The sequence below is a fragment of the Pacificimonas flava genome (assembly GCF_000342165.1).
In the GTDB taxonomy this organism is placed as follows: domain Bacteria; phylum Pseudomonadota; class Alphaproteobacteria; order Sphingomonadales; family Sphingomonadaceae; genus Pacificimonas; species Pacificimonas flava.
On the sequence record NZ_AMRV01000001.1, the window covers coordinates 447524 to 473439 of the forward strand.

Genomic DNA, 25916 nt, shown 5'->3' on the forward strand with positions numbered 1-25916 from the left:
GTTCTTGCGGACGGCCGCATTGTGCGTGGCTCTGCTTCCCGCGGCAGTCGCCGCCCAATCGCCCGAACAACCGACATCCCGATCGGGCGACGATCCTGCAAGCCCACCGGGTGCGAACGGCCCTGCAGAAATGGAGGATCTGCGAGCAGAGGTTGCACGCCAGCGCGCCGAACTCGAGCGCCAGATGCGGGCCCTCCAACTCCAGCAGGACCGTCTCGCCGATCTGGAACGACGTCTGACGGTCAACGACCGTTCTCCAGCGCAGCGTCAGGTCGAAGCGCGAGCGGATACGGGGCCGGCAATCCCGCCGTCGGTGCCCACGATCCCGGGGGTGGCGCCTCCAGCGGAGACCGTCGGCGTGGCACCGGAAGACTTCGATCGCGCACCCGAGGTCGCAGTCCTGGGGGATCAGGGCAGCGTGATCACGCGCGCTGGCCAGCTGACCTCCGAAGTGCAACTGAGCTACGCGCGTGCCGACCGGAACCGCGCCATTTTCCGCGGTATCGAGGTCATCGAGTCCGTCCTCGTTGGTGTGTTCGACATAAACGAGAACCGGCAGGACGTCCTGACCGGCGCTGCGATGCTGCGCTATGGGCTGACCGACGACCTGGAACTCGGCGTACGCATTCCCGTGGTATCGCGCTGGGACACCTCTATCCTCGCACCGATCCAGGGCAGCACCAACGACGATCCGGCCCGTACCATCGACAATAGTGCGGATGGCTTCGGCCTCGGCGACCTGGAACTCTCCGCCCGGTATCAGCTTCTCGACGCGAAACAGGGTTGGCCGTTCCTCATCGGGAATCTGCAAGTCGTCGCACCGACCGGGGAAGGCCCCTTCGCGGTCGAACGCGATAGTCTGGGCCAAGCGCAGGAGGCCGCCACGGGCTCCGGCTTTTGGGGCGTATCGCCCAGCCTGACGGCGATATTGCCGACCGATCCTGCCGTTCTGTTCGGCACGATAGGCTATACAGCCAATTTCGCGGACGATGTGATGACCGAGATCCCGCCCGTCATGGTCACCAGGGTCGATCCCGGGGATTCCATCGCGTTCAGCGCCGGCATCGGCTTTTCGCTGAACCAGCGTACCTCGCTGAATCTCGGCTACGCTCATACCTGGGCCTTCGGCACGGATACCACGACGCGCCTTCTGCAAGACAGCGGGACGTGGAGCGAGGAACGCACCTCCACCTCACGCGACCTTCAACTCGGACGTCTTCTCTTTGGGGTTACCTACCGGACCAGCAACAGAACGAGTCTGAACTGGTCGGTAGAATTGGGTGCCACCGACGATGCCACCGATCTGCGCACCGTTTTGCGGATTCCCTTCGTCCTGCTCACGGGGCAGTAGCGGGAGCGGAACGAACACCGGTCGGCCGGGTTGGTAAACAGAGCGGGTCACGGTCACGACCGACAGGAGGCCCCGATGTTACGAACTCTTCTATTTGGCGCTGCGATCATGAGCGGCGTGCCGGCAGCGGCGTTTGACCTTTCTGCCGATATATCCATGGCACCTACCGAGACCGCAATTGGGTTTCTTTCGGCGGATCGGCTGAGTGAGGGTCAGCTCGCCAGAACGACGCCAGAGACGGAACCATGGCTGCCAGCGGCTGCGGAGATGCCCGCCTTTGTCAGTACCAGCTGGCTTGCACCTCCCTCCCCCTACGTCTCTTCCGGCCTCACCATGCCCGAACAGTTCGACACCTGGAACTTCGATGTTGCAACGCTGCTGATCGCGCAGGCTGTGGCGGCCAGCGGCGTACCTCAGATCTGAGGGGCCGCTGCCGATCGCGAACTTTTCAGGGTCATCGCGACGCCCGCCGACGCACTGCTGAGAACCACAATTCGGAATATGTTTGTGGGACGCCCCAAATGGTCGCCCCACAAAGCAGTCATCTCAGGCGCGGCGGCGGCGGTGGATTGCCGTACCTACCAGCCCCAGGCCGAGCAGCATCGACAAGACTGCGCTTGGTTCCGGGACGTCGGCCACATTGAAGCTGAAATTGTCGTAGCTCACACCCAGCGTATCGTCATGCCTCAGGATGAGGTTGCTGATGGCGCCCAGGGACGACAGATCCTGAAGATTGCCGTTGATGCTCGTGCCGAACAGATCGACGAACTGCGTCATGCCGTTTGCCAGCGAAACCTCCGCGACGGCGACGAGGCCGGGATTGTTCACCCCGCCAATATCGAACGTCAGGTTCTCGACCGCGTTGTCGAAGCTGACCGTCAATTCGCCAATGCAGCCCCACGGATTGTCGTTCGCGCAGATACGCGCATCACCCTGGGATACGATCGCCGTGATCACCCCCGTGGATGAGCTGATCGTGGTATTTTCATAATTCAACGTGCCATAGTTCGTGCCACTGGACAAATCGTTGAAATCGATCGTCGTTGCGGACGCAGCCGCTGCGGCGAACGGCAGTGCGGCCGCGATGGCGGCCCTGCCGGCGATACGTGTAAGAGACTTCATGGCGTTCTCCTGTTCTGAACGGATGGGGCGCCACCGTTAAATCGTAATTCGTTCCGGGTGCGTGAAGAGTTAAAGAAACTTTAACGACAATGCTGACCCGGCCGCAGGCTTGCCATTGGGGGTCTGCGCAACTGAGGTCGATCGACCTCCGAGAGGCTGCCCGCCCTTGTTCGGCGTCCCTGCAAGAGCTATCCGGCCACCGCAAAGGAGTTCGAGATTCTGTCATTTATCGCGCCAGGGACGCAGGCCTTGAGCCTTGCCGCTTCAGGAACGCCGTCTTGATAGAGCACGTCGTGATTATTGGTGGGGGATTTGCCGGAACGCTGCAGGCGATCAACCTGTTGCGGCACGACGGGCCGGTCGCCACGCTGATCGAACGCCGTGCCCAGGCCGGTGAAGGCGTCGCCTATGGCGATGCGGACGCGGCACATGTCCTGAACGTGCGCGCGGCGAACATGAGCGCGTTTCCGGACCGACCGGATCATTTCGTCGCCTGGCTTGCAGACAACGGTCATGATGCCGACCCCGCTGCCTTCGTCCAGCGGATGGTCTATGGGCAATATCTTCGCAGCCTGTTGCGCGCCGCTTGCGCGGCCCAGCCGAATCGGCTCAGAATCGTTCATGACGCCGCCACGGACCTGTCGCTAACCGGCGAAACCATCAGCGTGGAGCTGGAATCCGGCGCCGCGCTGGAGGCAGACGCCGCGGTTCTTGCCGTCGGCAATCTGCCGCCGCACACCCCGCCCGGTATCGACCCCGACGCCCTGCCAGCCCATCTGTATCTCGGCGATCCCTGGCATGGCGATCCGGCCGAGAAACTGGGGCCGGAGGATCATGTCCTGATTCTCGGGACGGGGCTGACCATGGTCGACATGGTCCTGAAGCTGCGTCGTCACGGTTTTCGCGGCCGCATCACCGCCATGTCGCGTCGCGGCCTTGCGCCGAAGCGGCATGCCGCGCAGCCGGATTTCGAGCCCATTGGCGTTCGCCCGCCCGCTACCGCCTCGCGCCTGGTGCGCGCGGTCCGTGCCCGTGCGGATCAGGTCGGATGGCGCAATGCCGTGGATGAGCTGCGGCCGTTCACGCAATCTCTGTGGCGGGCAGCGAGCGAGGCAGGCCGCCGCCGTTTCGTACGCCATTTGCGGCCTTGGTGGGACATTCATCGCCATCGAATTGCGCCGGAAATTGCCGAGGCGCTGGATGAAGAGCTTCGCACCGGTCATTTGGCAATCATTGCCGGAAAGCTGGCCTCCGCCACGCCCTCGCCGGACGGCGGCATCGCCGTTAGCTTCCGCCCGCGTGGAGATGCAGAGCTTCGCGAAACGAGCTTTTCGCGCATTATCAACTGCACAGGTCCGCAGGGCGATCTTCGGCGTACCGACGAACCGCTGCTGCGCACTTTGGCGGAGCGCGGTGTTCTGCGTCCCGACCGCGCCAGGCTGGGGATCGATGTGGACGCTCAAAGCCGCGTCGTGTCGGCCGGCGGTCGAACATCGGACCATCTTCTTGCCATTGGACCGATGACCCGTGGTGCCTTCTGGGAAATTGTCGCCGTTCCCGACATCCGGGTCCAGACATGGCGGGTGGCCCGCCGGCTATCGAACGCACATTGGGTGGGCGGTGAAGGTCTCTGACCCTCCCCGAACGGCGTGCAGAGACGCAATTCTATGGTATGGATCCATCCTAAAGCCAGAAGGGTCCCGGCAACGGGGCGCCCGCACAGCGAGGAGCATCATATGGCGAACGGCGCCGTTTCGAACCGCGCATCGACAAACCCGACGGCGAGAGAGCGGCCCGGATTGCTGCACCGTCTGTTCGCGGAACACCCCGCAATGGTTGGTGAGAGCTACGCCGAACATGCCAGCAACGCCGGGCGGTTCGGGCTAAAGCTGATTGGCGCCGGCACGGCCTGTATCGTTCACGCCGTAATCCCGGCATTTTGCGTCAGCACGGCCAGCCGCACCGTCACGCGGATGCACGAGGACATGAGGCGCCGCCAACCCATTCGCCGCGACGGTTCTGATCATGGCATCGAATATCACATTTAGCGCAGGGGCGGTCCGTCGCTGGGACGCTCTCCCTCAGCGGCCAGTTCGCCCGACAGAATGGCCCTGACGGCCCGATTGACCAGCAAGGCTATTTCCGGGTCGGCAGGATATTGCATGTGCAGGCAGCGCGCTTCAACGCTGGCATCGACCTCTGCCGCCTCGCCCATCGCCGTATGTTGCGGAACGATAACGTCTCTGGCCGACCAGATGGCGAGCGTCGGAACGGGCGGCTTCATGCGCAGCGCTGCAAGCGTATCGGCATCAGCGACGCGGCGCGTCACCCAGCGATAATAGCGCGCGACCGGCAGCAGGTCCGGATTTCCGGAGAACGGACTGCCCAGGGTTATAACGCCGGCAATGTGCCGCGGGTCGCGCTTTGCAAGTTCTCGGGCCATCAGTCCGCCCAGGCTCCAGCCGACCAGCACGACAGGCTCTCCCGTGCGCCGGAATATCTTCCTTATGCGCCTGGAAAGAGACTGCATCGTCGGCATATCGGCGCCGCGATTTCGCCCCAGCTTCCACTTATACGCACGGTGCCCGCGCAGCCTGAGTTCGGCGCGCAGCGGCCGCATCGACGCATCGTCTGCCATAAGACCGGGGATCAGCAGGACTGGCGTTCCAGCCGCCGGTTTCGGTAGCTCCGCCGAACGCTTCGGGTTCCGTCCGTTCGCCCGCCTTGGCTGGATCAGGTTCCGGATGAGAATGCCGACTTCCGAGGCAAGCAGGCCAGCCGCTTCGAACATGATGCCCTTTCCGCGTCGGAGTTCCACCCTAACGGCCTTGCCGCGGTCCGTCCCGCGGATTGAGCGGACCGCCGCCTTTTGGCAAGCACGGCTTCCGCCAGACTTATGAACCACAGGGACTATAGAATGACCAGCGAGCGCAACGAGGAACTGCGGCGCCAGATCGTGCGGCTCAGCGACGTCATGGCGGCGCTACGGAATCCGGACGGCGGCTGCCCCTGGGATTTGGAGCAGGACTTCGCGTCGATCGCTCCCTACACGATCGAGGAGGCCTATGAGGTTGCGGACGCGATCTCGCGCGGCAACATGGAGGAGCTGCGCGGGGAACTCGGCGATCTTCTCCTGCAAACGGTGTATCATGCACGGATGGCGGAGGAGCAGGGCGCCTTCGACCTCGCCGATGTGATCGGACAGATCGCCGATAAGATGATCGCGCGGCATCCCCACGTCTTTGGATCCGACAGCATTGCGGACGCAGACGCGCAGACGGAGAACTGGGAACGGATCAAGGCGCGAGAGCGCGGCACTGCCGCCGGGACCCTGGATGGGATCGCGCTCGCGCTGCCCGCGCTCATGCGCGCGCAAAAATTGCAGAGGCGCGCCGCCCGCGTCGGCTTCGACTGGCCGAATGCAAGCGGAGCTCGAGACAAGATCTTCGAAGAACTGTCCGAACTCGAGACGGCCAGCGATGAGGATGCTCGTGCGGAGGAGGCCGGCGACCTGTTGTTTTCCGTGGTCAACTATTTGCGGCATCTGAACATCGACGCGGAAGCAGCCTTGCGGGCAGCGAACGACAAGTTCTCAAGACGATTCAAAGGGGTGGAAGCCAAGGCGGACATTCCACTTGAAGATCTTACCCTCTCCGAACTCGAGACACTCTGGCAACAGGCGAAGCGTGAGCGTTAGCCATCGCCGCCCGGTCGCAGTGAGAGAAAACGGCCATGGTCGAGTGCGGACAGGGCGACTTCGACATGGACATGATCGTTCTCCATCCGGCGACCAAGAACCCGCCCGTGCCGTTCCAGCCATGCCAGCCGCGCACCGTCTCCGGCGGAAATATCGAACGTGTAAACCGTCTCGTCCGGGCTCAGGCGCGCCGACAGAACGTTTAGGAAGTGTTCCACCCCCTCCCCCGTCAGGGCGGATACTGCAACGGTGTCGGGGCGTCCCGCCAGCGCATCGCGGCGATCCGGGGGAAGCAGATCGATCTTGTTGAGCACGTCCAGAATCGGCACGTCGCCCCCCGGCTCGACGCCCAGGTCCGCCAATGTCCGCATCACATCGGCAGCCTGCGCGTCCGTATCGGGATGGGCCACATCGCGCACGTGCACGATGAGGTCGGCTTCCAGCACTTCCTCCAGCGTCGCGCGGAATGCCGCGACCAGTTGCGTTGGCAGATCGGATACGAAGCCGACTGTGTCCGACATGATGACCTTGTCGAACCCGGGGATCGAAATGGACCGCATCGTCGGATCCAGCGTGGCGAACAGCAGATCTTTCGCCATGACGGTCGCGCCTGTCAGGCGATTGAAAAGCGTGGATTTACCGGCGTTCGTATAGCCGACCAGCGCGACGATCGGATACGGCGCCTTCTGCCGCCTTTCCCGATGCAGGGTGCGGGTCCGGGTCACCTGTTCAAGCTCTCGGCGAATCTTCGCCATGCGGTCGCGGATCAGTCGCCGGTCGGTTTCGATCTGCGTTTCACCGGGACCACCAAGAAAGCCGAAACCACCACGCTGCCGTTCCAGATGGGTCCAGGACCGAACCAGCCGACTGGCCTGATACTCCAGGTGCGCGAGTTCGACCTGCAAACGACCTTCATGCGTTGCGGCACGCTCGCCGAAGATTTCCAGGATCAGCCCGGTGCGATCAATGACCTTACGCCCGGTTTCCTTCTCCAGATTGCGTTGTTGCAGCGGCGACAGTGCGCCGTCGACCACGATAAGCTCGGCGTCAGACGCTTCCGCCCGTGCGGTCAGCATCTCAACCTGGCCGCTTCCGAACAGCGTCGCGGGGCGCGGCGCACGCACACGGACGATGTCTTTGTCCGCGACGTCCAGAGAAATCGCCGCGGACAGCGCGACGGCCTCCTCCAGACGCGCTTCCGGATCGCGACTGTTTTCAGAGCGGCTGAGGTCAGGCAGCACAACCAGCGCCCGCGCGCCATAGGCGCGGCCGCTTCCGTCATCGTCTACCCCGAAGGTCGGACTGGCGATCAGTCGTCCCCGTCGTCCTGTTCCGGCTCGAACAGTTGGACCGGACCGGATGGCATGACCGTGGAGATCGCATGCTTGTAAACGAGCTGCGATTGACCATCGCGGCGCAGTAGCACGCAGAAATTATCGAACCAGCTGATGTTTCCCTGCAGTTTCACGCCGTTCACCAGGAACATGGTAACCGGCATCTTGGCCTTGCGGACTGCGTTCAGAAACGTGTCCTGAAGATTATTCGGTTTATCGGCCAATTTCTGTCCTCCTTCTCTGTGGGGGGTTCTGTACAATCAAACCTAACGCAGGGGAGCCTAAAAAGTCGCGGCAACGCACTGCACAAAAAATTCTGCTCAATCGCCGCGTTGTTCCGTCGCGGCATCACCCAATTGCAGCGCCTTGATCTTCCGGTGCAGGGCCGAACGCTCCATGCCGATAAATGTCGCCGTGCGGCTGATATTCCCGGAGAAGCGACGGATCTGCACACGAAGATATTCACGCTCGAACGCCTCACGTGCCTCGCGCAGCGGCGATGCCATGATGGACTTGCCTCCCGCCCCCTCCGCCGGATGTCCACCCGTCACCTCTGGCGGCAAGTTTTCGCTGCTGATCTTTGCACCGGCATCGGCGGATGCGAAGATCACCGCGCGCTCCATCGCGTTGCGAAGCTGCCGGACATTCCCGGGCCATTCGTAGGATTGCAACGCGGCCTTTGCGTCTTCCGAAAGCGTGGGCGTCGGAATGCCCCGCTCGCTCGCCAGCTTGTGCAGGAAATAGTCGGCCAAGGGCACGATGTCCTCCCGCCGCGTCTCCAGCGGGGGCATGCCGATCGGGACGACGGCCAGCCGGTAGAACAGGTCTTCGCGGAACCGCTTCTTCTCGATCTCGTGCTTCAGATCGCGGGAGGTCGAGGACAGCACCCGGACATCCACGCGCACCGGCTGGTTGCCGCCCAGACGCGGGAAGCTCTGCTCGGTCAGCACGCGCAGGATCTTGCCCTGCGCCTCCAGCGGCATGTCCGCGACCTCATCGAAGAACAAGGTCCCACCATGCGCCTGTTCGAACATGCCGACCCGTGTCGCCGCATCGCCGCCCTCCACGCCGAACAGCGCCTCCTCGACCCGGTCGGGGTGCAGACGCGCCGACGAGACGGTGATGAACGGACCGCCCGACCGGTCCGACCAATTGTGGATCAGGCGGGCAGCGAGTTCTTTTCCGCTGCCGGGCGGCCCTTCGATCAGAATCCGGCTGCCGGTCTGCGCCACGCGGCGCATGGTGGCGCGCAGATTTGACAGGACATGGCTGTCGCCGATCAGGTCGTCCGGTGTGCCGGACAACCGGCGCAACTCCTGATTTTCCCGCCGCAGACGCTCGATTTCGGTCGCGCGCCGGACCGCCAGCAGCAGCGCATCGGTCTGGAACGGCTTCTCGATGAAGTCATAGGCACCGCGCTTGATGGCTGCGACCGCGGTTTCGATATTGCCATGACCCGAAATGATGATGACAGGCAGATCGGGGGACCGCTGCTTGATCTCGTCGAGCAGGTCGATGCCGTCGAGCTTGGATCCCTGCAGCCACACGTCGAGGACCACAAGTGCCGGCCTCCGCTCGGCAATTGCTGCGAGCGCCTCGTCGCTGTTGGGCGCCGTACGCGCCGTATAGCCCTCGTCCTCAAGAACGCCGGCCACGAGGTCGCGGATATCCTTTTCATCGTCGATTACGAGAATATCGAGTGCCATCAGACCTTTTCACTTGTTTGTTCAGTTTCGAATTCGTCGGACTGCAGACGGCTTCGCAAGACGTCCGTCGCAAATGACATCACTGCACAGGTTCCCCCGCCCTGCCGATCGCGAAAGGAGAGTTCGCCATGATGCTCCTCCACGATCTTCTTGACGATGGCCAGGCCCAGACCCGTGCCGCCCTCGCGGGTGGTCACATAGGGCTCGGTGACGCGTTCGCGCATATCGACAGGCATTCCCGGTCCATTGTCGCAGATTTCCGCAAGCACATGCCCTGAATCGCCGCGCAGGAACAGCGCGATCTCCGCATCCTCGGGCGGGCGTTCGCCATTGCTCTGAATGGCTTCGGCTGCATTCTTCAGAAGATTTGTCAGCGCCTGCGAGATCTGGCGACGGTCGCAGATGAGGGCCGGCAGGTCATCATCAGCGACAAGGCGATAGCGAATGCCGGGATGCCCGACTTCCTGCAAGAACAGCGTCTGCCGGGCGATCTCCTGCAAGTTCTCGGGGCGAAAGACGGGCTTCGGCATGCGTGCGAAGGATGAAAATTCATCGACCATTCGCCGCAGATCGGCCACCTGCCGGACAATCGTGCCGGTGAGTTCTCCGAAAATGTCGGCGTCGCGGCCGGCCTCCATCGCCCGTCCGAAACGGCGCTGCAGCCGCTCGGCCGAAAGCTGGATCGGCGTCAGCGGATTCTTGATCTCGTGCGCGATCCGGCGGGCGACGTCTGCCCATGCGGCGCGGCGCTGGTCCGCAAGCTGCTGGGTTACGTCGTCGAACGTGATCACGAGCTGGTCGGCGCCGGGAACGCTGTCGACACGCACGAGCAGCGTTCGAACCTCCGTATCGCGGTGAATGTCGACTTCCCCCCGCGCGAACCCGGACGAGCGGGCCTTCGCGATCAGATCGGAAAATTCCGGCGCGAACGCTGCCACCGGCTGCCCGACCGCACGCCCGGCTGGCGCGCTCAGCAGATCGGTCGCGTTGGTCGACGCCAGTTCGATCGTGCCGCCGCGACCGATGGCGAGCACGCCGGCCGACACGCCCTCGAGAACCGCCTCGATAAAGCGTCTGCGGGTTTCCGCGCGGGCATTGGCCGCGACCAGATCGCCGGTCTGCGTCTCGAGCTGCGCAGCCATACGGTTGAAGCTGCGTGCAAGCACGCCCAGTTCATCCGGCGTGTAGCGTATCTCCACCCGTGCACTCAGATCACCTTCACCGACCCGCTCGGCGGCCGATGCCATGCGTGCGATCGGAGCCGTCAACCGGTTCGCGAGCCAGAGCGCAGACAGGATGGCGACGGTCAGAACCATGATGGCAAGACCGCCGAGCATAGCGTTGAAACGCCACTGCAAATCACGACTCTGATCGAGAAGGTCCGCATATTCGGACCGCGCGTCGGCCGCCTGCTCCGCCGCCTGCACGGCCTTCGGATCGACAGTGCGGCTGGCATAAAGAAAGAAGGGTGACGTCGGATCCAGGCGCACGATGGCCTCGACGCGGTCTTCGCTGCCGGTCAGCACCGCCGTTTCACCGATCGCAGCGCGGGATACCGCTTCGGTCGACAGCCGCTCTGCCAGCACGATGTCCTCGCCGAGTGCCCCGTTCGTTTCGGCGGACGCAATCACCTGATAGGCGCCGCCGGGCACCGGCGTGAAGATGATCGCCTCGGTCAGATTTCGCGCGGCGAGCTGCCATTCCACGCCCTCGTCGAACAATTCGCTGTCCGTCCCGAGGTCGAGGGCATAGCTGTGCAGATCGCCGCCCATGGAAAAGATGTCGCCGACGATGCGCTGCCGGTTCTCCTCGACGTAGGCTTGCGCCACGCTTTCGGCATTCGTCAGAACCGTCTGCGCATTGTCGGAGAACCAGAACGCGGTACCGGTCTGGAACAGAAGGGACGCGAAGACGACCGTCAGGATCGTAGGACCGGCGGCCAGCACGGCAAACAGGCCGAGCAGCCGCACGTGAAGCCGTGCGCCGGCCAGGCCGCGCCGCCGGTCCAGCCAGACGACCGCGATCCGCCGCGCCATGACGATGATCAGCCCCATGAAGGGCAAGAGGATCGCCACCAGCAGGGCCGTTCGCCCGACCGGTCCCAACTCGCCGGTGTCCAGTTGATCCGTCAGAGACAGATAGCCCAGGACCGCTGCAATTACGGAGAGCACCCCGACGCCGATTTCCAGCGACGGATACATGGAAATGCTGCCGGTCATCCGGCTGAGCCGTCGGCGCAGACGAGACTTCGTGCCCTGCCCACCCTCAGGAGACGGGCTGTCTGCGGCCTGGTCGAGGGTCATATGCGTTGCCATTCGGCAACAGCGTAGCGCGGACGCACCCTCAGGTGAAGCGTCCGCGCTTCAGAAAAGCTCCATTCCAGCGCGCACAGCCACCGTTTGAGCGAGCCGGCGCGTAAAGGGTCAACCCTCCACGCGCCGCGCGGCCTTCTTGCGCTCGTGCGGATCGAGATAGCGCTTGCGGATACGGATCGCCTTCGGCGTTACCTCCACAAGCTCGTCATCCTGAATATAGGCGATGGCCTGTTCCAGCGTCATGCGGCGGGGCGGCGTCAGGCGGATACCCTCGTCCTTTCCGCTGGCGCGGAAATTGGTCAGCTGCTTGGATTTCAGCGGATTGACCTCCAGGTCCTGCGGCTTTGCGTTCTCGCCAATGACCATGCCCTGATAGAGCGGGTCTCCGGGCGAGATGAACAGGATGCCACGATCCTCCAGCGCGTTCAGCGCATAGGGCACCGCATCGCCCTTCTCCATGGAAATGAGAACGCCGTTCTGCCGGCCCGTGATCTGCCCCTTATAGGGTCCGTACTTCTCGAAGACGCGGTTCATGATACCGGTGCCGCGCGTGTCGGACAGGAACTCCCCATGATAGCCGATCAGCCCGCGTGAGGGCGCGGAAAAGGTGAGGCGCGTCTTGCCGCCGCCGGAGGGACGCATGTCGGTCATCTCTGCCTTGCGCAGCGCCATCTTCTCGACGACCGTGCCGGAGAATTCCTCGTCGACGTCGACGACGACGGTTTCATAGGGTTCCTCGCGACCGCCCTCACCTTCGCGAAAGAGCACGCGCGGACGGCTGATCGACAGTTCGAAACCCTCGCGGCGCATCGTCTCGATCAGCACGCCGAGCTGCAGTTCGCCGCGCCCGGCCACCTCGAAGGCGTCCTTTTCGTTGGATTCGGTGATGCGGATGGCGACATTGCCCTCCGCTTCCTTTTCCAGCCGGTCGCGAATGACGCGGCTCTGCACCTTGTCGCCGTCCTGCCCGGCAAAGGGGCTGTCATTGACCGCGAATGTCATGCTGAGCGTCGGCGGATCGATCGGCTGCGCATCGAGAGGCTTGTCCACCGCCGGGTCGCAAAGCGTATTGGAAACGGTCGCGACGTTCAGTCCGGCAATGGCAACGATGTCGCCTGCCTGCGCCCGCTCGACCGGCGTGCGTTCCAGCCCGCGAAATGCGAAGACCTTGGTGGCGCGGCCCGCCTCGACCTGCTTGCCGTTCACGTCCAGCGCCTTGATCGGCATACCGACCTCCAGAACGCCGCTCTCGATCCGCCCGGTCAGGATGCGGCCCAGGAAATTGTCCCGGTCGAGCAGCGTCGCCAGCATGGAGAACTTGCCGCTTTCGTCGAGGTCCGGTGCACCGACATGGCTTTCGATCAGCCGGAACAGCGGCTGCAGGTCGCCCTCGCGAACATCGGGGCTTTCCCCGGCGAAACCGCCGCGGCCGCTGGCGAACAGGTGCGGGAAATCGAGCTGCTCGTCATTCGCATCGAGCGCCATGAACAGTTCGAACACCTCGTCCAAAACCTCGTCCGGGCGCGCGTCGCCGCGATCGATCTTGTTAACGACGACGATGGGCTTCAGGCCCAGCGCCAGGGCCTTGCCGGTGACGAACTTCGTCTGCGGCATCGGCCCCTCGGCTGCGTCGACCAGCAGGATGACGCCGTCCACCATGGACAGGATACGCTCGACCTCGGCGCCGAAGTCGGCGTGGCCCGGCGTGTCGACGATATTGATGCGCACCTCTTCGCCGTCGGCGTTGGGCCAAACGACGCTGGTGCACTTCGCCAGAATGGTGATGCCGCGTTCTTTTTCCAGATCGTTGGAATCCATGGCGCGCTCTTCGACGCGCTGGTTCTCGCGGAAGGTGCCGGACTGCTTGAACAGTTCATCGACGAGGGTGGTCTTGCCATGATCGACGTGCGCGATGATGGCCACATTGCGAAGCGCCATGGGGCTGTCTTTCGAATAGGTGGTGAAATCGGGGTTTTTGGCTTGGCGCGCGCCTTAACCCCGCGCCCCCGTCTCGGCAACCGTCTTTAGCGGCCGAGAACGGGTGCGGGCACAGGCTCAGCTGATGCCGGCGCGGGACAGGAGATCGCGGCTGGATGCGTCCAGGTCGCCCAGGTCGCCGCCAGCGATGGTGCGGGCCACCTCCTTGCCGAGTTCGACGCCCATCTGGTCGAAGCTGTTGATGCCCAGAAATGCCCCGAAACTGAACGTGCGGTGCTCGTAGAACGCGATCAGCGCTCCGAGTGTGCGCGCATCGAGACGGTCGAGAAGAATGGTCGACGACGGACGCCCGCCTTCGAACGTCTTCGCCTGCGCCATGGCGCTGTCACCCGCGTCGTTCATCGCCTCGTCATAACTGCGCCCGCGCATCAGTGCCGCCCCTTGCGCGATGCAATTGGCGAGGAGCTGGCGGTGATGCTCGCCGCCCAGGCCGTGACCGGGCGCGACGACGGCCAGAAACTCTGTCGGAACGAGGTGCGTGCCCTGATGCAGCATCTGGAAAACGGCATGCTGAGCGTCCGTGCCGACTCCGCCCCATACGATGGGCGAGCTGGCGCGGGTCAGCGGACGGCCGTTCCGGTCGACGCGCTTGCCGTTCGATTCCGTTTCCAGCTGCTGCAGGAAGTCGGGGAGCAGCCGCAGCCGTTCGTCATAGGCGAAGACGGCGCGGCTTTCCGCCCCGACGAGACTGGAATAGCCGAGGTCCATCATGGCTCCGAGGGCGGGCGCGTTCTTGCCCAGCGGCGCTTCGGCGAAATGCCGGTCCATCGCTGCCGCGCCGGCCAGCACATCCTCGAATGCGTCCCAGCCGAGTGCCAGCGCCGCGGCCAGGCTGACCCCCGTCCACAACGAGTAGCGACCGCCGACCGTCTCCGCGAACGGCAGGATGTTCTGCGGATCGACGCCGAAACCCTCTGCCTTGTCCGGCGCTGCGGTCACGGCGACCAGGCGGGAGCGCACGGCGGTCCCGCCCATCTCCTCCAGGGCGGCCAGGCAGCTCTCCATATTCATCATGGTCTCGAGCGTCGTGAAGCTCTTGGAGACGGTCACGACCAGCGTCCGGTCGGGGTCGGCCCCCTGCAGCGTGCGTTCCAGCGCCACCGCGTCGATATTGCTGACGATACGCACATCCGGCACCGGGCCGGTCTTCGGCAGAGCATCGATCAGCAGCGCCGGCCCTAGGAAGGAGCCGCCGATGCCGATATGGATGACGCGATCGATCGCGCCGAACGCACCGTCCGCCACACGCCCGTAAAGCGCCTTCATCGTCTCGCGGGCGTCTCGTGCCGCCGCGACATCGGCCGCATTCCCCGTTCCCCGCTCGGCCGTATGCGTGGCGGCGCGCGTTTCCGTCAGGTTGATCTCGCTGCCCGTCAGCAGCTTCTCGCGCCAGGTGTCGAACTCGGCCGCATCGGCCAGCCCGCAAAACGCATCCACCACCCCCGCATCCAGATGCGTCTTCGCAAAGTCGAAGTGTATGCCCGCCGTATCGACGCCCAGCCGGGCGGCGCGCTGGGGTTCGCTGGTGAATTTCGCGACCAGCGGCTCCGACAGCGCGGTTTCCATCGCCGTGTCGAGCCGGTTCCAGATCTCATCGATACTGCTCATCGTGCCTCCTTGCCTCGATCCGCGGGGACCCGCCCGCACAGGTAATCCCCAATCGCCCGCACCCGCGCTTGACAGGTGAAGGCCGCGCTGAAAAGGCCGCAAAGCATGGCGAAAACGGAGAAAACGTCGCGGTACGCGGAAGTGCGCGCCGACCGCCCGCTCCGTTCGTCCTCCACCTGGATTGCCGCGATACGCATTGCGGCTCTCGCCCTTCTCGCGGCGCTGGCCGTCCGAACCCTGATTGCGGAGCCGTTCTCCATTCCCTCCCCGTCCATGATGCCCACGCTTCTGCCGCACGACTATATCGTCGTCGCGAAGCATCCCTATGGTTACAGCGCGGCATCATTGCCTTGGGGAGCGGGCCAGCTCGGCAATCATCCAACCGGGCGCATCGGCGCGAAGCTGCCGGAGCGAGGCGACATCGTGGTCTTCGTCGATCCGCTCGGCTCGGGCGAGCATTTCATCAAGCGTGTCATTGCCCTTCCGGGCGAGACGGTCGCGGTGAGTGACGGAACGGTTTATGTGGACGATGTGCCCCTGCCCCGCCGCCGAGTCGAGAATTTCCGTTTCGCCGTGACACCGGCAACGCCGTGCACAGGCGGGCGGCTCTTTGAGGGCGATCCGAACAGTTGCGACTATGCGCAATATCAGGAGACATTGCCCGGCGGCCGCACGATACGCATCGTCGACATGCAGGGCACCGCCCCCCTCGACACGTTTTCCGCAGCGATCGTTCCCGCCGGCCACCTCTTCGTCATGGGGGACAATCGCGACAATAGCGAGGACAGCCGCCTCCCGCGCAAGGATGGCGGTTTCGGCATGGTTCCGCTGGCCGCAGTGGTCGGCCGTGCGGATTGGATTTTCTTTTCCTCCACCGGGCCTGGCGACTGGCGCGAACCCGCATCTCTCGTATCGTCGATACGCTTTGCGCGGCTGGGAGCGGTTCATTGACCGCGGAGGAGCGGCGCCAGCGGCGTCTTCAATGGGCTCGCGAAGCGCTGGACCATGATTTCCGGGATCCGACCCTTCTTGATCAGGCGCTGACGCACAGCAGCGGCAAGCGAAGCAAGGCGCACAGCTACGAACGGCTGGAATTTCTTGGCGACCGCGTCCTCAACCTCGCCATGGCCGCCCATCTCTTCACCCATTTCGGGGAGTCGGAAGGCGACATGAACCGCCGCATCAGCGTTCTCGTCAACAAGGAAAGCTGTGCGGCGGTCGCGCGCGAACTCGGTGTCAGCCGACATGTCATCATGGAGGAGGCCGCGCGCCAGGCGGGCGTCCACAAGTCCGTGAACCTGCTTGGCGACGTTTGCGAGGCGCTGATCGGTGCGCTCTATCTGGAGGGCGGCTTCGAAGAAGCGCAGCAATTCGTGATGCGCGCCTGGGAAAGCCAGTTGGCGAGCGGCGCCGAGCCTCCGCGCAATCCCAAGAACGCGCTGCAGGAATGGGCGCAGCAGCGCCAACTTCCCATACCTCAATACCAGATCGTGGGCCGGGACGGCCCTCCGCATGCCCCCCGTTTCACGGTCGAGGTGCACTTGCCGGGCCGGACGCCCTGCGCCGGCGAAGGGTCCTCGAAACAGGAGGCCGAGAAGGCTGCGGCCACCCAGATGCTTGAACAGGAAAACGCGAAATGACCGAAGAACGCTGCGGCTTCATTGCCGTCATCGGGGCGCCGAACGCCGGCAAGTCAACGCTCGTCAACACGCTTGTCGGCCAAAAGGTCGCGATCGTCAGTCCGCGCGTCCAGACGACGCGTGCGCGCCTGATGGGCGTGGCCGTCGAGGACGAGACGCAGATGATTCTGATCGACACCCCGGGCATCTTCACGCCGAAGAAGACCCTCGAGCGCGCCATGGTTCATACCGCGTGGGAGGGGACGCGCGGTGCCGACCTGATCCTGATGCTCGTGGACTCGAAGCGCGGCCTGACGGACGAGGTCGAGGAAATCCTGAAAAGCCTCGAATCGGACAAGACCCCGAAAATGCTGATCCTGACGAAGGTCGACATCGCGCCCAAGCAGAACCTGCTCCTCCTGACACAGCGTCTCAACAGGCGTGGGGATTTTGCGGAAACCTTTATGATTTCCGCCGAAACCGGAGACGGAATGGAGGATCTGAAGGCAACTCTCCTGGCAGCCATGCCTCGCGGCAACTGGCATTTCCCCGCCGACCAGATTTCCGACGTCTCCAGCCGCCTGATCGCCGCCGAAATCACGCGGGAGAAAATATTCCTTCAGCTTTATCAGGAGCTTCCCTACGCCACTGCCGTCGAGACCGAAAGCTGGACAGAGGGCGAAAACGGCATCACCATCCATCAGACGATCTATGTCGAGCGCGACAGCCAGAAGGGCATTGTCCTCGGCAAGGGCGGCAGCCGGATCAAACAGATCGGCAGCGCCTCTCGCGGCGACCTCGAAGACATGTTCGGCCAGCGCATCCACCTGTTCCTGACAGTCAAGGTGAAACCCGACTGGGCCGAACGAAAGGACGTGCTCTCCGCGCTCGGTCTCGACATGGACTGAGCGGAGCGCCGCTGCCGCACCAGCATGCACTTTGCCGATACCGGGCTCCTCCTTTCTGCACGCGCGCACGGCGAACACGGCGCCGTCGTGCGCATCCTGACGCGGGAGCATGGGGTGGTTCCCGCCTATGTCCATGGCGGCCGATCGCGCCGGTCGCGTGCGGTTCTGGCGCCGGGGAATCTTCTGCATGGTCAGTTCGATGCCCGCCGGGAGGGGGCGCTTGCGCAGGTGCGGCTCGAGCTTCTACGCAGCCGCGCCGGAATCGCGATCGATCCCTTCCCCCTCGCCTGCCTCAACTGGATGACGGCAGTGCTTGCCGCCATTCTGCCCGAAAGCGACCCACACCCCGCGCTTTACGACCGCGCGGCGGCGTTCACCGAATTGCTCGACGCCGGCGGAGCGGCCCTCGTCACGGCCCGGCGGCTCGCCGACCTCGAATTTGCACTCCTCAGCGAGCTTGGCTTTCGCCTCGACCTCAGCGCATGTGCGGCGACGGGCGCGCAGGATGATCTGGTCTACGTTTCGCCGAAAAGCGGCCGTGCGGTTTCTCGCGCAGGCGCTGCCGGTTACGAAACCCGGCTGTTCCCGCTGCCCGCCTATCTCACCGACCCCGCCATCACCGTGAAGGGCGACGATGTGAAAGCCGCCCTCGCGCTTTCCCGTCGTTTCCTGCTGCGCGACCTCGCCCCCGATTTCCGGCGCGAAGATCTGGCGCGGCTGCGCGATCAGATTGACGCGCGGCTCCTGCGCCTGCTTTAGAAGGCTATGCTCGAAGACGCCTCCATCATCGACCGTCCCTTCGCGACGGAACTGTCCGACCGTTATCTCGTCTACGCGCTGTCCACCATCACGGCTCGCTCGCTGCCCGATGTACGCGACGGTCTGAAGCCGGTTCACCGTCGTCTGCTGTGGGCGATGCGGCTGTTGCGGCTGGATCCGGGATCGGGCTTCAAGAAATGCGCCCGCGTGGTGGGCGATGTGATCGGTAAGTATCACCCGCATGGCGACCAGGCCGTCTACGACGCCATGGTGCGCCTCGCACAGAATTTCGCGCTGCGTTACCCCCTTGTCGACGGGCAGGGCAATTTCGGCAATGTCGATGGCGATGGCGCGGCGGCCATGCGTTATACGGAGGCGCGCCTCACCGCCGCGGCGACGGCCCTGATGTCCGGCCTCGACCAGGGTACGGTCACGTTCCGCGAAACCTACAATGGTGAGGATGAGGAGCCGGAGGTTTTCCCGGGCCTGTTCCCCAACCTTCTGGCCAATGGCGCGGCCGGCATCGCCGTCGGCATGGCGACCAGCATTCCGCCGCACAATGTCGGCGAGATCGCGGATGCCGCGAAGATCCTGATCGACCGGCCCGATGCGGATACCGCGCGGCTGCTGAAGAAGATCAAGGGCCCCGACTTCCCGACCGGCGGCGTCCTGGCGGAGGGCGAGGACACGATCCGGCGCGCCTACGAAACCGGCCGCGGCTCCTTTCGCATTCGCGCGCGCTATTATGCGGAGGGGCAGAAGGACGAGGCGAAGCGGGAGGCCGGGATCGAGGATCTGGGCAGCGGCATGTGGCAGCTCGTCATCACGGACATTCCGTACCAGGTCCAGCGCGGCAAGCTGATCGAGCAGATCGCGGGGCTGATCAACGATCGCAAGCTGCCGATCCTCGACGATGTGCGGGACGAAAGCGCTGAGGATACGCGCATCGTCATCGTACCGAAAAGCCGCAATGTGGACCCCGACATCCTGAAGGATAGTCTTTTCAAATTAACGGATTTGGAGAGCCGGTTCAGTCTTAATCTGAACGTTCTCGACAAGGACCGCACCCCGCGTGTCATGAGCCTGAAGGAGGCGCTTGCCGCCTGGCTCGACTTCCAGTTCGACATGCTGCGCGCGCGTACGCGGCACCGGCTCGGCAAGATCGAGGACCGGCTGGAGCTCGTCGCCGGCTATCTGATCGCCTATTTGAACCTCGACCGGATCATCGAGATCATTCGCACCGAGGACGATCCGAAGGGGGTGATGATCGCGGAGTTCAAGCTGAACGACCGGCAGGCGGAGGCCATCCTCAACATGCGGCTCCGTTCTCTGCGCCGCCTTGAGGAAATGGAACTGCGTCATGAAGATAGCGAACTTCGTTCAGAGCGGGAGGAACTTCGCGCGCTGCTGGGATCGGAGGAGATGCAGCGCAGCCGGCTGAAGGACGATCTCACGCATCTCAAGAAGACCTTCGGCGATCGCCGCCGGACCGTGGTCGAGGAAGCCGGGCCGACACGCGACATTCCGCTGGAAGCCATGATCGAGAAAGAGCCGTTGACCGTGATCCTGTCGCAGCGCGGCTGGGTGCGGGCGTTGAAGGGCCATGTCGACCTTGCGGCCCTCGACGGCGTCAAGTTCAAGGAAGGGGACGGGTTTGCGCGCGCCTTTCATGCCGCCACGACGGACAAGCTTCTCGTCGCGTCCACCGACGGGCGGTTCTTCACCATCGGCGCCGACCGCCTGCCCGGCGGCCGCGGATTTGGAGAGCCGCTGCGCGCCATGATCGATATCGAGAATGACGCAGGCATCGAGACGATGTTCGTGTCCTCGGCAGCGCCGCGGGTGCTGATGATCGCCAGCGACGGGCGGGGCTTCATGGTGGCCACCGGCGACCTGATCGCGGAAACGCGAAAGGGGCGGCAGATCATGACCTTTCGGGAGGGAGAGAGCCTTGGCGCCGTGCTGCCGATCACGAACGACAAGGATCACCTTGCGATCCTCGGCAGCAATCGCCGGCTCCTCATCTTTCCGCTGGAAAAAATTCCGCAGATGGCGCGCGGCAAGGGTGTGATGCTGCAGCGTTACCGCGATGGCGGGCTGGCCGGTGCCGCGGCGATTCGACTGGAGGATGGCCTCGTTTGGCCGATGGGCGGGGGGAGCGGACGCACCCGCAGCGAGACGGACCTGACGCCCTGGCTCGGCGACCGCGCCGGCAGCGGACGCATGCCCCCGAACGGCTTCCCCCGTCAGGCGCCCTATTTCCGCGAACCGGAATCGTCAGCGTAACCCGATCTTAAGGACACGCGAGGCAGGTGGGACAGTATGTCGTCTGCAGCGTCATTCTACCCGGCCTTCGAGGCGCCCCTGACCGGGGGCGGTGCCTCGGTGTCCACCGCGAGCGAGCTTCTCGATACGCTTCCCGTGGGTATTGCCGTTTTCCGCCATGGCGGCGCCAATCAGCCGGTCTGCGTTCAGGCGAATCGCCTCTTCTACGAATGGTCGGGCATTGCGGCACCGGGACTGATCGGCGTCTCGCCGCGAAAAATCTCGGTGCTCTGCGATCAGGGCTCGCTGATCGAGCAGATCGCCGAGGTCATCGCCGGCGGCCAGGCGGCTCGCGGCGAGCATAGCTGGTCGGTGCAGACGCAAACGGGTATTCAGCACTTCGCAGCGCAGGTCGCCGTTCAGAAGACCCGCAGCGGCCAGCAGGCCGTGCTTTGCGTTCGCGACCGTTCGCCGGAAATCTACGCAGAGGCGCATTTGCGCCAGACGATGCTCAGCGACGATCTGACGGGCATACCGAATCGCCTCAGCTTCATGGAAAAACTGGAAACGGAGCTGGAACGTGCCGGTCGCAAGGGCCTCGTCGTCCTGCTTCTCAACGTCGACCGCTTCACGCGCATCAACGAGAGCCTGGGGGCCACCGTGGGGGACGAATTCCTGATCGCCCTCGCCCGCCGCCTGACCGGCTGCGTTCGCGATCGCGACTGCGTCGCCCGCCTCGGCGCCGACGAATTCGCGATCCTGCTGCCGACCGTGAACACGGAGGCCGGCGCCAATGAAGTCGTCGAGCGCATTCACCAGCGGCTGGAGGACCCCTTCACCCTGTCCGGCGGCGAGGTCTATGCCAGCGCCACAATCGGCATCGCCATCGCCGAGGAGGTCGGCACGACGGCCGAGGAACTGATCCACCAGGCCGACTATGCGCTGCGATCCGCCAAATCCGCCGGTGCCAACGCCGTCGAGAAATATGTCGCGCGCGATCACAGCCGCGAAATCGGCCTCTTTCACATGGAAGCCGAACTTCGCCGCGCCATCGAACGGGAGGAACTGACCCTCGCCTACCAGCCGCTCGTCTCTCTGGAAACCGGCCGGATCGTCGGCGTCGAGGCGTTGTCGCGCTGGCACAATCCGGAGCGCGGCTTCGTATCGCCCGGCGATTATATTCCCATTGCAGAGGAATCGGGACTGATCGTTCCGCTTGGCCGCGCCGCGCTGCGGCACGCCTGCGAGCGCCTTGCCTATTGGCGCAAGACGATCAAGGCCGCGTCGGACATGCACATCGCCGTCAACGTGTCCGGTGTCCAGTTGAAGCGGGATGACATCGTCGCCACGGTGCACGACGCACTGTCGAATGCCGGCCTGCCCGGCAGCGCCCTGAAGATTGAGCTGACCGAAAGCGCCATCGTCAGCGATCCCGAGCGTGTCCGGGAGGTGTTCCACCGCCTGAAGGCGCTCGGCTGCAAGATTGCCATGGACGATTTCGGCACGGGTTATTCGTCGCTCGCCTATCTGCAGACGTTCCCGATCGATGTCCTCAAGATCGACCAGAGCTTCATCGCAGGCATGCTGGACAGCGAGGACAGCCAGAACATCATCGACGCCATTCTCTCCCTCTCCCGCGCGCTTCACATGACGACGGTAGCGGAGGGGATCGAGACCGAGTTGCAGATGCGCGCCATCCGCGCCGCCGGCTGCGACATCGGCCAAGGTTATTATTTCGCTCGCCCGTTGTCCGAACCCGATCTGATCGCCAAGCTCGGCCAGAGCAGCTAGTCCGCAGAGCGGCTTCGGCGGGCTTAATCGTTCCGCAAAGCGCGTTCGATCAGGCTTTCAAGCGCCGCGTCATCGACGGGAAAGCCGGATTCCGCCCAATCCCGCTCGAGCGCCTGCAAACGCCGGCTGACCTCCGGTCCCGGTTGCAGCCCGCGTGCAATCAGGTCCTTGCCGGATACCGGCAGCTTTCGGGGGCGGTAGTTCGCAAGCGTTCCCGCCGCCTCGGGCTGCCACTTCTCTGCCAGAAGCAACCAGTCGAGGGCTGTCTCCAACCCACGAAAATGCGCGTTCACGCGCACGTTCGGCCCGGCGCCCGCTATGCTGGCCGCCGCCACGAGCCGCTGCCGCTGGACTTTGGACAGGCGCAGGCGCTGCGCGACCCCCGCTGCGATGTCCGCATCCGCAGGCAACAGGGCCGCAAGGCGCCTGACCGGATCGGGCGCCGTGTGCGTTTGCTTTTCCCGCAGCACGAGACGCTGAAGTCTCGCCAGCCCAGCGCCGTCGAATTCGGGAATGACGGGGCGCCAGATGCCGTTCTCGACGGTCAGCGCCATGATCCCCGCCGGGTCCTCGGCCGCCAGCATCTTCATCAGTTCCATCGCGATGCGTTCTCGTGACAGCGCCATCAGATCGTTCGCACGCGCCGTGCACGCCGCCATCGCGGCATCGTCGGGCGCGCCGGCGCCGAAGCGCTGATGAAAGCGAAAGAAGCGCAGGATTCGCAGATGATCCTCCGCAATCCGCGCGAGGGGATCGCCGATGAAGCGCACCCGGCCGGCCTCAAGATCGGCAAGTCCGCCGAAATAATCCTCGACCTCCCCCTCCGGCAGCCGGGCATTCATGGCATTGATGGTGAAATCCCGCCGCGCCGCATCTTCCCGCCAGTCGCTGGTATACGCCACGTCCGCATGCCGTCCGTTCGTTTCCACATCGCGGCGCAGCGTCGTCACCTCCGCCACCAGACTGTCGGCCACGGCCGTCACCGTTCCATGCGCCAGGCCGGTCGGCACCGCCTTGATCCCCGCCGCCTGCAGGCGCGCGATCACCTCCTCCGGTTCGAATTCGGTGGCCAGGTCGACGTCGCTGACCGGACGCCCGGCAAGCGCATCGCGCACGGCCCCGCCGACAAGCCGCGTACGGCCGCTTTCGGCATCGAGCGCGCGCAGCAGCACGCGGCCGCCTGCCTGCCCGGTCCAGCGAAGGGGCGGCAACGTCGATAGCGTCACGATCCCAGGATCCTCGCCAGGTTGACGATGATGCCGGCGGTCGCCCCCCAGACACGCTGCGGCCGCCAGTCGATGGTGTAATAGCGCCGCAGCGCCCCATTCCATTCGGCCGCGTCTTCGATGTGGTTGGCGGTGTCGAGCGCGTGCGCCAGCGGCAGTTCGAACACTTCGCTAACCTCCGCCTCGTGCGGCGTCAGCGGCAGGCCGGGCGGGACGATACCCACGACGGGCGTGATCAGATAGCCGGTTCCCGTCCGGTAGCGATCGATCGCGCCGACCACCTCGACAGCGCCGGGCGGCAGGTCGACCTCCTCATGCGCCTCTCGCAGTGCCGTTTCCTCCGCCGTCTCCCCCGGGTCGGCGCGCCCGCCTGGAAAGGCCACCTGGCCGGCATGCCGCTTCATCCGCGCATTGCGAACCGTCATCAGAAGCGCAGGCCCGGTGTCATGAGCGATGATCGGGATCAGCACGGCCGCCGCCTTCAGATCCGCCGCCCCGCCGCTGTCTCGCGCCGGGCCGTAATCGTCCTGCGTCAGTCGACCTCGGATTGACCCCGGCTCATAAGATCCAAGACGCGAGCGAACGGCGTCCAGATCGGTCACGCCTCCTCCGCCGAAAGAGAGAAGAAGGTTCCGCTGGACCACAGACCCGGCGGGTCGGCATCCTCGGCGATGGCAAGGTCCGCCAGCTCGTACCACACCGCTCTGCCGATGCGGGCCTCCAGGCCCGCGCGCACCTCCACATAGGGCGCGGGCTCGCCGCCCCGCTCGCGGACATGCAGCGGATGCGCCGCGTCGACGATAACGTGATCGCCGACATTCGTGCGAAGCGCGATGCGGCGCCCCTTCCCTTCCCCCTCGATGATCGTCTCCACGGCCTGGAAGGGCGCGTCCTCGACGTCGATCTCCAGCTTTTCCACCGGCGTGACCAGGAAATAGCGCTCGCCCTCACGCCGCAGAATGCTGGCGAACAGGCGCACGAGCGCCTCGCGCTCGATGACGCCGCCCTCGTGGATCCAGCGCCCGTCCGCCGCAATGCAGAGGTCCATGCGCGCCTCCCGCTCGGGGTGCCAGCTTTCCACGGGCGGGCGGCGCTCTCCGGCGAGGAGGGATTCGATATCGGCAAGGGAGGGGCTTTTGTTCATGATGCGCCAACCTATACTCAGGGGGCCGCGGGCGCCGCAATCGTAAGAGGTCAGATCAGTATCCGTATGAACCGTATAGACCCGCCCCCCAGCGCCAGTGACGCCGTTGCCCGCCTCGATACCCTGGCCGGAAAATTTCAGCAGGCGAAGGACGAGCTCGCCCGAACCGTGATCGGGCAGGACGAAATCGTCGAGCAGGTGCTGGTGACGCTGCTTGCCGGCGGCCACGCGCTTCTCGTCGGCCTGCCGGGACTTGCCAAGACGCGGCTCGTGAAGGCGGCAGGCACTGTCCTGGGGCTCGACACCTCGCGCGTGCAGTTCACGCCGGATCTGGTTCCGTCCGACATCCTCGGCGCCGAGATTCTCGAGAACACGCAGGACGGCAGCCGGCAGTTCCGCTTCGTCGAGGGCCCGGTCTTTTCGCAGCTTCTCATGGCCGACGAGATCAACCGCGCCAGCCCCCGCACGCAGTCCGCACTGCTGGAGGCGATGCAGGAGCGGCAGGTCACGGCGGCCGGGACGCCGCGCGGTCTGCCGCGACCCTTTCACGTTCTGGCCACGCAGAATCCCATCGAACAGGATGGCACCTATCCGCTGCCGGAGGCGCAGCTCGACCGGTTCCTGATGCAGCTCGACATCGATTTTCCGTCGCAGGACGACGAGCGGACCATGCTGATGATGACGACCGGCGCGGGCGATCATGTTCCCGCCCTCGTCACGTCCGCGCAGGACCTGATCGAGGTTCAGGGACTCCTGCGCCACATGCCCTTGTCGGAGGACGTCCTGGACGGAATCCTTACCCTGGTTCGCGCGCTTCGCCCCGGCAATGGCGACGAGACGCTCGTCTGGGGGCCCGGCCCGCGTGCCGGTCAGGCGCTGATCGCCGCGGCGAAGGCCCGCGCGTTCCTGCATGGGCGGAGCGCCCCGCTTCTCGCCGACGTCGCCGCCCTTGCCGCCCCGGCGCTGCGGCATCGCATGGCGCTGGGCTTCGCTGCACGGCGGCAAGGCGTGACCGTCGAGGGGTTGATCGCGGACGCTGCCGCCGCCCTGTGACTGCCCCCACGACCGCCGGC

General features: G+C 64.7%; 22 protein-coding genes and 1 pseudogene. 12 read left to right on the forward strand and 11 right to left on the reverse strand.

Annotated elements, in window-relative coordinates; all coding sequences use genetic code 11:
• Positions 1-25: 25 nt before the first annotated feature.
• Entirely contained in the window at positions 26-1351 is a 1326-nt protein-coding gene (locus C725_RS02050; RefSeq protein ID WP_160165704.1) for a transporter, read from the forward strand.
• Between the two features lie 75 nt (positions 1352-1426).
• Positions 1427-1774: a hypothetical protein gene (locus tag C725_RS02055; protein WP_149864497.1), complete on the forward strand. Its 348-nt coding sequence runs from the start codon at positions 1427-1429 to the stop codon at positions 1772-1774.
• Between the two features lie 123 nt (positions 1775-1897).
• On the opposite strand, the gene C725_RS02060 is transcribed toward C725_RS02055, so the two are convergent.
• Positions 1898-2473, reverse strand: coding sequence for a PEP-CTERM sorting domain-containing protein (locus C725_RS02060; protein ID WP_008599853.1), 576 nt, complete (start codon positions 2471-2473; stop codon positions 1898-1900).
• 293 nt (positions 2474-2766) lie between these two features.
• Between C725_RS02060 and C725_RS02065 the strand changes: the two genes are divergently transcribed.
• Together C725_RS02065 and C725_RS02070 are read left to right on the forward strand one after the other, a co-directional pair.
• On the forward strand, positions 2767-4107 hold the full coding sequence (locus C725_RS02065; RefSeq protein ID WP_008599854.1) for an FAD/NAD(P)-binding protein: 1341 nt from the start codon (positions 2767-2769) through the stop codon (positions 4105-4107).
• Positions 4108-4209: 102 nt separating this feature from the next.
• Positions 4210-4521 (forward strand): DUF6356 family protein, encoded by a 312-nt coding sequence (locus C725_RS02070; protein WP_008599856.1) that lies wholly within the window; start codon positions 4210-4212, stop codon positions 4519-4521.
• On the opposite strand, the gene C725_RS02075 is transcribed toward C725_RS02070, so the two are convergent.
• Positions 4518-5264: an alpha/beta hydrolase family protein gene (locus tag C725_RS02075; protein ID WP_149864498.1), complete on the reverse strand. Its 747-nt coding sequence runs from the start codon at positions 5262-5264 to the stop codon at positions 4518-4520. The two genes, C725_RS02070 and C725_RS02075, sit on opposite strands and share 4 nt — an antisense overlap.
• Positions 5265-5390: 126 nt before the next feature.
• On the opposite strand from C725_RS02075, the gene mazG reads away from it, so the two are divergent.
• Positions 5391-6170: a nucleoside triphosphate pyrophosphohydrolase gene (mazG, locus tag C725_RS02080; RefSeq protein WP_008599859.1), complete on the forward strand. Its 780-nt coding sequence runs from the start codon at positions 5391-5393 to the stop codon at positions 6168-6170.
• Here mazG and hflX read toward each other — a convergent pair.
• The 6 genes and pseudogenes from hflX to pgi all read right to left on the reverse strand — a co-directional run bounded on the left by hflX (position 6167) and on the right by pgi (position 15131).
• Entirely contained in the window at positions 6167-7411 is a 1245-nt protein-coding gene (hflX, locus tag C725_RS02085; protein ID WP_008599861.1) for a GTPase HflX, read from the reverse strand. The two genes, mazG and hflX, sit on opposite strands and share 4 nt — an antisense overlap.
• A gap of 89 nt (positions 7412-7500) precedes the next feature.
• Positions 7501-7728 (reverse strand): annotated as a pseudogene (hfq, locus tag C725_RS02090) (RNA chaperone Hfq); the annotation flags it as partial.
• 96 nt (positions 7729-7824) lie between these two features.
• The gene (gene ntrX / locus C725_RS02095; RefSeq protein WP_008599863.1) at positions 7825-9210 is read right to left on the reverse strand and encodes a nitrogen assimilation response regulator NtrX; all 1386 of its coding nucleotides are present in this window, start codon (positions 9208-9210) and stop codon (positions 7825-7827) included.
• Positions 9210-11513 carry a sensor histidine kinase NtrY-like gene (locus C725_RS02100; RefSeq protein WP_160165705.1) on the reverse strand — a complete coding sequence of 768 codons (2304 nt, stop codon included), beginning with the start codon at positions 11511-11513 and terminating at the stop codon, positions 9210-9212. Before C725_RS02100 ends, ntrX begins: the two co-directional genes overlap by 1 nt.
• A 120-nt stretch (positions 11514-11633) precedes the next feature.
• Complete coding sequence (gene typA, locus C725_RS02105; protein WP_008599865.1) at positions 11634-13463, reverse strand: translational GTPase TypA; 1830 nt, start codon at positions 13461-13463, stop codon at positions 11634-11636.
• A 117-nt stretch (positions 13464-13580) separates the two neighbouring features.
• The gene (gene pgi, locus C725_RS02110; protein WP_008599866.1) at positions 13581-15131 is read right to left on the reverse strand and encodes a glucose-6-phosphate isomerase; all 1551 of its coding nucleotides are present in this window, start codon (positions 15129-15131) and stop codon (positions 13581-13583) included.
• Between the two features lie 105 nt (positions 15132-15236).
• Between pgi and lepB the strand changes: the two genes are divergently transcribed.
• Genes lepB through C725_RS02140 form a run of 6 tightly spaced genes read left to right on the forward strand, consistent with a single transcriptional unit; the run spans position 15237 to position 22473 of the window.
• Complete coding sequence (gene lepB, locus C725_RS02115; protein WP_008599867.1) at positions 15237-16082, forward strand: signal peptidase I; 846 nt, start codon at positions 15237-15239, stop codon at positions 16080-16082.
• The gene (gene rnc, locus C725_RS02120) at positions 16079-16771 is read left to right on the forward strand and encodes a ribonuclease III (RefSeq protein WP_008599868.1); all 693 of its coding nucleotides are present in this window, start codon (positions 16079-16081) and stop codon (positions 16769-16771) included. Before lepB ends, rnc begins: the two co-directional genes overlap by 4 nt.
• Positions 16768-17658, forward strand: a complete 891-nt coding sequence (era, locus tag C725_RS02125) for a GTPase Era (protein WP_008599869.1) — start codon at positions 16768-16770, stop codon at positions 17656-17658. The genes rnc and era overlap by 4 nt, the downstream gene beginning before the upstream one ends.
• A 24-nt stretch (positions 17659-17682) precedes the next feature.
• Positions 17683-18417, forward strand: a complete 735-nt coding sequence (gene recO, locus C725_RS02130) for a DNA repair protein RecO (RefSeq protein ID WP_008599870.1) — start codon at positions 17683-17685, stop codon at positions 18415-18417.
• Positions 18418-18423: 6 nt separating this feature from the next.
• Positions 18424-20703, forward strand: a complete 2280-nt coding sequence (parC, locus tag C725_RS02135; RefSeq protein ID WP_008599871.1) for a DNA topoisomerase IV subunit A — start codon at positions 18424-18426, stop codon at positions 20701-20703.
• Between the two features lie 36 nt (positions 20704-20739).
• A complete protein-coding gene (locus tag C725_RS02140) occupies positions 20740-22473 on the forward strand; it encodes a putative bifunctional diguanylate cyclase/phosphodiesterase (protein WP_008599873.1) in 1734 nt (577 codons plus the stop codon).
• Between the two features lie 23 nt (positions 22474-22496).
• On the opposite strand, the gene C725_RS02145 is transcribed toward C725_RS02140, so the two are convergent.
• From C725_RS02145 to C725_RS02155, 3 genes are read right to left on the reverse strand one after another with little or no spacing between them, the layout of a single operon-like run.
• On the reverse strand, positions 22497-23699 hold the full coding sequence (locus tag C725_RS02145; RefSeq protein WP_243442671.1) for a CCA tRNA nucleotidyltransferase: 1203 nt from the start codon (positions 23697-23699) through the stop codon (positions 22497-22499).
• Entirely contained in the window at positions 23696-24301 is a 606-nt protein-coding gene (locus C725_RS02150; RefSeq protein ID WP_008599875.1) for a CoA pyrophosphatase, read from the reverse strand. Before C725_RS02150 ends, C725_RS02145 begins: the two co-directional genes overlap by 4 nt.
• Positions 24298-24843, reverse strand: a complete 546-nt coding sequence (locus C725_RS02155; RefSeq protein ID WP_008599876.1) for a DUF1285 domain-containing protein — start codon at positions 24841-24843, stop codon at positions 24298-24300. Before C725_RS02155 ends, C725_RS02150 begins: the two co-directional genes overlap by 4 nt.
• 66 nt (positions 24844-24909) lie before the next feature.
• Between C725_RS02155 and C725_RS02160 the strand changes: the two genes are divergently transcribed.
• Positions 24910-25896, forward strand: a complete 987-nt coding sequence (locus C725_RS02160) for an AAA family ATPase (RefSeq protein ID WP_008599877.1) — start codon at positions 24910-24912, stop codon at positions 25894-25896.
• Positions 25897-25916 lie beyond the last annotated feature (20 nt).

What these genes read in the sequence shown, in the direction of transcription:
- C725_RS02055 (WP_149864497.1), top strand. Translation starts at nt 1,427, where the DNA reads ATGTTACGAACTCTTCTATTTGGCGCTGCGATCATGAGCGGCGTGCCG.
- C725_RS02060 (WP_008599853.1), bottom strand. Translation starts at nt 2,473, where the DNA reads ATGAAGTCTCTTACACGTATCGCCGGCAGGGCCGCCATCGCGGCCGCA.
- C725_RS02070 (WP_008599856.1), top strand. Translation starts at nt 4,210, where the DNA reads ATGGCGAACGGCGCCGTTTCGAACCGCGCATCGACAAACCCGACGGCG.
- C725_RS02075 (WP_149864498.1), bottom strand. Translation starts at nt 5,264, where the DNA reads ATGTTCGAAGCGGCTGGCCTGCTTGCCTCGGAAGTCGGCATTCTCATC.
- mazG (WP_008599859.1), top strand. Translation starts at nt 5,391, where the DNA reads ATGACCAGCGAGCGCAACGAGGAACTGCGGCGCCAGATCGTGCGGCTC.
- ntrX (WP_008599863.1), bottom strand. Translation starts at nt 9,210, where the DNA reads ATGGCACTCGATATTCTCGTAATCGACGATGAAAAGGATATCCGCGAC.
- C725_RS02100 (WP_160165705.1), bottom strand. Translation starts at nt 11,513, where the DNA reads ATGACCCTCGACCAGGCCGCAGACAGCCCGTCTCCTGAGGGTGGGCAG.
- typA (WP_008599865.1), bottom strand. Translation starts at nt 13,463, where the DNA reads ATGGCGCTTCGCAATGTGGCCATCATCGCGCACGTCGATCATGGCAAG.
- pgi (WP_008599866.1), bottom strand. Translation starts at nt 15,131, where the DNA reads ATGAGCAGTATCGATGAGATCTGGAACCGGCTCGACACGGCGATGGAA.
- lepB (WP_008599867.1), top strand. Translation starts at nt 15,237, where the DNA reads ATGGCGAAAACGGAGAAAACGTCGCGGTACGCGGAAGTGCGCGCCGAC.
- era (WP_008599869.1), top strand. Translation starts at nt 16,768, where the DNA reads ATGACCGAAGAACGCTGCGGCTTCATTGCCGTCATCGGGGCGCCGAAC.
- recO (WP_008599870.1), top strand. Translation starts at nt 17,683, where the DNA reads ATGCACTTTGCCGATACCGGGCTCCTCCTTTCTGCACGCGCGCACGGC.
- parC (WP_008599871.1), top strand. Translation starts at nt 18,424, where the DNA reads ATGCTCGAAGACGCCTCCATCATCGACCGTCCCTTCGCGACGGAACTG.
- C725_RS02140 (WP_008599873.1), top strand. Translation starts at nt 20,740, where the DNA reads ATGTCGTCTGCAGCGTCATTCTACCCGGCCTTCGAGGCGCCCCTGACC.
- C725_RS02155 (WP_008599876.1), bottom strand. Translation starts at nt 24,843, where the DNA reads ATGAACAAAAGCCCCTCCCTTGCCGATATCGAATCCCTCCTCGCCGGA.
- C725_RS02160 (WP_008599877.1), top strand. Translation starts at nt 24,910, where the DNA reads ATGAACCGTATAGACCCGCCCCCCAGCGCCAGTGACGCCGTTGCCCGC.